Below are 6,103 nucleotides of genomic sequence, written 5' to 3'. Positions count from 1 at the left end.
CTGCAGCCAGTAAACCGATGTCGAGGGTCACAGCTCGCTTCTCCTCCAAGATGTCTGGAATGTCGCCATTGGAGATGCGTTGGGCTAAACCTTCAGCCATCGCCGTCTTACCGACTCCAGGTTCACCAATAAGAACAGGATTATTCTTGGTTCGGCGACCCAGAATCTGGATAACCCGCTCAATTTCCTTTTGACGACCCACAACGGGATCAAGCTTGCCCTCTGCCGCCATCTGAGTCAGGTTTGAGCCAAACTCGTCCAGCGTGGGTGTCTTCGTGCGGCCTTGACTGCCTCCCGCAGAAACCTCAGCCGTTTCACCCAGCATTCGGATAACCTGAGTGCGAACCTTGGATAGATCCACGCCTAAATTTTCTAGAACGCGAGCAGCAACGCCCTCGCCTTCACGAATGAGACCCAGAAGCAAGTGTTCCGTGCCGATGTAGTTGTGTCCAAGCTGGCGAGCTTCCTCTAAGGAGAGTTCTAGAACTCGCTTTGCTCTTGGCGTAAACGGAATCTCAACGGCGACAAACCCAGAACCTCGCCCAATAATTTTCTCAACTTCGATACGAGCGTCTTTAAGATTAACGCCCATCGACTTGAGAACCTTGGCGGCGACGCCAGTTCCTTCGCCGATCAGACCCAGGAGGATCTGCTCTGTTCCTACAAAGTTGTGTCCCAGGCGACGAGCCTCTTCCTGGGCCAACATAATCACCTTAATGGCTTTTTCTGTGAAGCGTTCAAACATGGCGTTTTTCCATCACCTGCTGCGTGCCGGTACGCTGATTTTAGCATAGGGAATTCAACTGGCATCTATCCGGGGATACCAGAATAAAGGTAGGAATAACCGAAACCCTACCGATACTTGACGAACGAAGCGAGTAATGCAAACGTTCTATTAAATCCTAAGGCTGGGGATCGCAGCGCCGAACCACGGGTAACGGTTGCCTGTCTGACCGTTGCTAACCAACGCAGTTCATTTCTTTCACCCAGAGAGAAGGTTTACCCAAAAAGCGCTCATTTGTCAAGATCTTCCGCTAGGAGCCATCCTGACGTTTTGAGGCGATCGCGCACTTGGGATCGCCATTGTTCCAGAGTTTCTAAGAATTCTGGATGATGCAATCCTTTACGCCATAAAATAAGAGCATCTTCTCCCGTGTCTGCATAATAGTGTCGCCGTCGTCCGACTTCTGAAAACCCATGTTTTTGGTAGAGGGCGATCGCAGCATGGTTGGATGGACGCACTTCTAGGGTTGCCCATTCTAGGTGGCGCGATCGCGCTGCCGCTAGGAGGGCAACCAGTAGGGCTTGTCCGAGTCCTTGGCGTTGATACTGCGGACGCACCGCCAATATCGTAATGTGGGCTTCTTCCAAAATTGCCCAAAGGCATCCGAGGGCAGTGATGGGTTGCGGTTTAGGAGGCTCTGTACTTGGAACGAGAATCAGCAAATCACTGTTTGGGCTGTCCAGTTCACGCTGGTATCCATCCTGGGTCCACAATCCCCCTAAGGCTAGCTGATCCAGTTCTACCGCTGATGATAGGAGCGCAGGGGTGAGGGGTTGCAGTTTCAAAACGTTCACAGACGTTGAATGACCACGCGTACCGACAGCCCTCAATTGTACACTAGGTAACTGGACACGAATCATTTTTGACGTTAAGGACTGTAGCTTTTCATGGTGTCAACTCCGGCCACACGAACTGGTAACACTGGTTGTCAATATCTTCCCAACCTATCCTCGGATGCTCCGTCTCCCAATCAGCACATTATGCCGATTACGGCTCGCGTTAACGAGCGTGACCACCTGGAAATTGGTGGATGCGATGTGGTGGAGTTGGTGCAGAACTTTGGATCGCCCCTCTATATTTTGGATGAAGAGACCTTTCGCCTTGCCTGTCGCCAATATCGGGAAGCGTTTCAGCGGTACTATGCGGGCGAATCCTTGGTGATTTACGCCTCCAAAGCTTGGAACTGTTTAGCGGTTTGTGCGATCGCCGCTCAGGAAGGGTTAGGACTGGACGTGGTCTCTGGAGGAGAGCTATACACCGCACTCCAGGCAGGTGTAGATCCATCCGTCATTTACCTCCACGGCAACAACAAGTCCCGGTCGGAGCTTGAGTTTGCGGTGCAGTCGGGATGCACGATTGTGGTGGATAACTGGCTGGAACTAAGAACGCTAGCAGAGATCGCGGCTGGTTCCGAGCAGCCCGTTCGCATCATGCTTCGCTTGACTCCCGGTATCGAATGCCATACCCACGAATATATTCGCACTGGACACCTCGACAGCAAGTTTGGCTTTGATCCCGATCAAATGGATAGCGTGTTGAGCTTTGTGGCCCAGCAACCCCATCTGAATTGTGTGGGACTGCATGCCCACATCGGTTCCCAAATTTTTGAAGTGCAGCCCCACCAAGATTTAGCCAGTGTCATGGTGGACTGGTTTATCAAAGCAAGCCAGTATGGTCTTCCGGTCAGCGAATTGGATATTGGTGGCGGGTTGGGGATTTGCTACACCGAAGCCGATGATCCCCCAAGTATTGATGCGTGGGTTAAGGTGGTAGCGGAATCCGTGACGCAAGCCTGTGCGACCCACAACATTGCTCTCCCCCGATTGTTGTCCGAGCCTGGGCGATCGCTCATTGGCAATGCCTGCGTAACGGCGTACACCATGGGCAGTCAAAAAACGGTTCCCGGTATCCGTACCTATGTCACGGTCGATGGCGGGATGTCAGATAATCCTCGTCCCATTACCTATCAATCGATATATCGGGCAGTAGTTGCGAATCGGATGTCAGAAGAACTGACGGAATCGGTGGCGATCGCAGGAAAACACTGTGAGTCCGGCGATATTTTAATTAAGGAAACTCTCCTGCCCCAGACGTCGTCGGGTGATGTGCTCGTTGTTCTGGCGACGGGTGCCTACAATTACAGCATGGCCTCTAACTATAATCGGGTTTCCCGCCCTGCTGCAGTGCTTGTTTCCCAAGCAGAAGCCACCATCATCTTGCAGCGTGAAACCTACCAAGATCTGATTCAGCATGATTGCTTGCCAGATCGACTGTTAAATCACTAAATCACGCCTAGAAGACACCGAAGGGCAGATCTTGCTCCGCTCAAGTCATTAATTGCCTGCTGCAATTACCATTTATGTCTTCTCTATCCCAGATGCAGTTTCTTACGCCAATCTAGGTCAATCCAAGTCAATCACATGGGATCTTTGCTCGAGCAATGGCTGACAAACCTTGGCTGGACTCAGTCCTTGCTGCTCTCTGTGATTGACGTTGGATTGGTTTTAGTGCTGACCTATTCCATCCTGCTCATCGTTGGCGAACGACGCACGCTTTGGATGGTTCGAGGACTGATCATTCTGATGCTGGCAGCCGCGATCAGCAGTTTCTTGAATCTGCGGCTGCTGCATTTTGTGCTAGAAAAATTGGTGATTGGCTCGGCAGTAGCGATGGCCTTCATTCTCCAAAATGAATTCCGGCGACTGTTGGAACAACTGGGTCGAGGGGAATTTAGTCAGCTTTTTCAAAGCTCCTATGAAGCAATTCCCAAGCCAGACAGCGTCATTGATGAAATTGTGGATGCGGTTAAGGAACTTTCGCAAAATCGGATCGGGGCTCTGCTAATTTTAGAAACGAGTCGTCCGATCGATGAGCGGGATTTTTCTGTTCCGGGTGTACGGCTGAATGCTGAGGTATCAAAAGAGTTGCTGCAGACCATTTTTCAAACGACCACTCCTCTCCACGACGGAGCCGTCCTGATCCGAGGATCACGAGTATTCTCGGCGGGTATCATATTGCCAATTTCCGAAAGGTCTGCCTCTCGTCAACTGGGCACCCGCCACCGTGCCGCGATGGGGATTACAGAACGGGTCGAAAACTGCCTTTGTGTGGTTGTATCTGAGGAAACGGGTTCCATTTCTCTGGCGGAACACGGCATCTTAAACCGACCGCTGACCAGTAGTAAGTTACGAGAACTCCTCCGCCAGCGATTTACACAATCGGTAGAGCGAGAAGTGATGGCACCTCGATTACGCATCTTGGGCCGTCAGGTTGTAAATCGAATCACCACGGCGCTGTCGCGTTTGTTTGGGATTACTTCGTCAACATCTCGGGAGAAAAAATGACAGCCAAGGCTACATCCCTGACAGAGTTACCCTCTGATTTAGTTAAGGAACGACTACCCAAACATATTGCTGTGATTATGGATGGCAATGGTCGATGGGCAAAGCGTCAAGGTTTTCCGCGAATTATGGGGCATCGGCGTGGGGTGGATGCCCTCAAAGATATTTTGCGGTGTTGTAAGGACTGGGGAATTGAAGCGCTAACCGCCTATGCCTTTTCTACAGAGAACTGGGGACGTCCCGTTGAAGAAGTCGATTTCTTGATGGCGTTGTTTGAGCGAGTGTTGCGGCGCGAACTCCGCGAAATGATGGAAGAGGATGTTCGTATTAGCTTTGTGGGGAATTTGAAAGCGCTGCCCTCATCCCTACAGGCGGAAATTGAGCGATCGATGGACGAAACTCGCCACAACCATGCCATTCATTTCACGGTGGCCACAAACTACGGGGGACGCCAGGAGATTGTGCAGGCGTGTCGGGCGATCGCCACTCAAGTGCAGCATGGTCTGCTCCAACCGGAAGAGATTGATGAAGGCTTATTTGAACGGTTCTTGTATACTGCCGGAACGAGTGATCCAGATCTATTGATTCGTACTAGTGGTGAACTGCGTCTTAGTAACTTTTTGCTGTGGCAAGCGGCGTACTCGGAAATCTACGTCACGGATACGCTCTGGCCAGATTTTGACCGGGCAGAACTGCATCGGGCACTGGCCTCGTACCAGCAGCGCGATCGCCGTTTTGGACGGGTGCATTCCAGTTAACCTCTACTTTTCTCAACCGTTTCACGAAAGGGGCGATCGCTCACTCCCATATTCTGGGCACACTGAAGAGTAGTCAAAAGCTGCTGTTGGTTCTTGGCAGGCCCCTCGGTCTACATCAGCAACCAAACGTTTAGCTTACGGTAGAGACCATGCCGCATAACCAACGGTGGGCCACTTCAACTGTTTCAGCAGGATAGAGCAAATGGTAGACCGCGCCGGAAACACCCGATCTGATGCCCGTAGACTGCGACTGAGTTCCACAGCTAAAACTGTTAGCGATGCAGTAAGCCTTAAAGACCGGGATGATTTTTACAAAGTGCGCCTGCGACAAAAAAGTCAGCTTAACCTTACGCTCTCAAACCTAGAAGCGAACGCCAACCTTGAACTTTTGCAGAAAAATGGCACGGTCATTGCGCGGTCAGCACAACGAGGAACACGCAACGAAACCATCAAAAAAACCGTTGCAGAGGGGACGTACTTTATTCGAGTTTACCCGAAGGGAAAATCCAATACGAAATATAAGCTGACAGGTTCGGCAACAACAGATTCGGTAACGGCTGCCTCCAGTACGACGAGCACCTTCAATATCCAATTTGACTATCGCTTTGACTCGACCAACTGGTTCACCGCAGAACGTCGGGCAGTTTTGAATGCGGCAGCCAAGGTTTGGGAAAACATCATCCTGGATGAATTTGCCAATGTTCCCGCAGGGAAGTCTATAAAGTTCACGAATCCCACCACCGGAGCAGCAAAGTCGTTCAATCTTGAGACCGAAATAGACGATCTGTTGGTATTCGTCGGTACGGGGCAAACGGGTGGAGGGTTAGCGGTTGGCGGCCCCTTTGGTTCATGGACGGTCGGTTCTAGCCTGGATACACGGTTCAACGGTTCAGACTTTGAACCTTGGACGGGGGATATTTCCTTTAACCCAAATGTGAACTGGTTTTTTGATAGTACTCCGGACACGGCGGGAGATATTCCTAGAAATGCCAATGATTTTTTCTCAGTTGCCGTGCACGAACTCGGTCACGTCCTAGGAATTGGCACATCGGATGCGCTTGATCGGTTGATATCCAATGCTCAATTTACGGGCGTTAATTCAAAAGCGCTGAATAACGGCAACCCTATTCCCCTAGTTGCGGATGGCGGGCATGTTAAAGATGACGTAATTGGTCACAGCAAGAAGCACACCGTATTGAGAATAAGGCGTTTCCTTCAGT

Annotated in this window: 6 protein-coding genes; 4 read left to right on the top strand and 2 right to left on the bottom strand. The window is 51.0% G+C overall.

The window, feature by feature from the left end; all coding sequences use genetic code 11:
• Both IGR76_09235 and rimI read right to left on the bottom strand, forming a co-directional pair.
• Nucleotides 1-745 (bottom strand): ATP-dependent Clp protease ATP-binding subunit ClpC (locus IGR76_09235; GenBank protein ID MBF2078690.1); only part of this gene is annotated, 745 nt, incomplete at its 3' end.
• 269 nt (nucleotides 746-1,014) lie between these two features.
• The gene (gene rimI / locus IGR76_09230) at nucleotides 1,015-1,578 is read right to left on the bottom strand and encodes a ribosomal protein S18-alanine N-acetyltransferase (protein MBF2078689.1); all 564 of its coding nucleotides are present in this window, start codon (nucleotides 1,576-1,578) and stop codon (nucleotides 1,015-1,017) included.
• A gap of 93 nt (nucleotides 1,579-1,671) precedes the next feature.
• Between rimI and lysA the strand changes: the two genes are divergently transcribed.
• From lysA to IGR76_09210, 4 genes are all read left to right on the top strand, one after another.
• Nucleotides 1,672-3,069 carry a diaminopimelate decarboxylase gene (gene lysA / locus IGR76_09225; protein ID MBF2078688.1) on the top strand — a complete coding sequence of 466 codons (1,398 nt, stop codon included), beginning with the start codon at nucleotides 1,672-1,674 and terminating at the stop codon, nucleotides 3,067-3,069.
• Between the two features lie 135 nt (nucleotides 3,070-3,204).
• Nucleotides 3,205-4,128, top strand: a complete 924-nt coding sequence (locus IGR76_09220) for a TIGR00159 family protein (GenBank protein MBF2078687.1) — start codon at nucleotides 3,205-3,207, stop codon at nucleotides 4,126-4,128.
• On the top strand, nucleotides 4,125-4,883 hold the full coding sequence (locus tag IGR76_09215; protein MBF2078686.1) for an isoprenyl transferase: 759 nt from the start codon (nucleotides 4,125-4,127) through the stop codon (nucleotides 4,881-4,883). Before IGR76_09220 ends, IGR76_09215 begins: the two co-directional genes overlap by 4 nt.
• 202 nt (nucleotides 4,884-5,085) lie before the next feature.
• Nucleotides 5,086-6,103: pre-peptidase C-terminal domain-containing protein (locus IGR76_09210; GenBank protein ID MBF2078685.1), on the top strand; the 1,018-nt coding region annotated here is incomplete at its 3' end.

Source organism: Synechococcales cyanobacterium T60_A2020_003 (assembly GCA_015272205.1).
Lineage (GTDB): Bacteria > Cyanobacteriota > Cyanobacteriia > RECH01 > RECH01 > JACYMB01.
This window is presented reverse-complemented; position numbering and strand designations above follow the sequence as displayed.